The sequence below is a fragment of the Mesorhizobium sp. M1D.F.Ca.ET.231.01.1.1 genome (assembly GCF_003999155.2).
Classification (GTDB): domain Bacteria; phylum Pseudomonadota; class Alphaproteobacteria; order Rhizobiales; family Rhizobiaceae; genus Mesorhizobium.
Genome location: NZ_RZOZ02000227.1, coordinates 1 through 299 on the forward strand (window position 1 = coordinate 1; position 299 = coordinate 299).

1 pseudogene is annotated in these 299 nt (G+C 62.5%); it reads left to right on the forward strand.

Annotation, left to right across the window (positions count from 1 at the left end):
• Nucleotides 1-299: pseudogene (locus EN874_RS33065) on the forward strand (substrate-binding domain-containing protein); the annotation flags it as partial.

Below are 299 nucleotides of genomic sequence, written 5' to 3' on the forward strand. Positions count from 1 at the left end.
CCAAGACGTCGGGCGGCGCGCGTTGGAACTATCTCGCGTCCTGGGCCTATGCCAACGCCAATGATTGCGGCGACGAAGCCAAGACCAAGGAATTCGTCGGCAAGCTCTATGCCAATGCTCCCGTGCTCGACACCGGTGCGCGCGGCTCGACCGTCACTTTCGCGCAAAAGGGACTGGGCGACGTGCTGATCGCCTGGGAGAACGACGCCTATTTGGCGCTCGACGAATTCGGCGCTGACAATTTCGACATCGTCTACCCGCCGACCTCGATCCTGGCCGAACCGCCTGTTGCCGTCGTC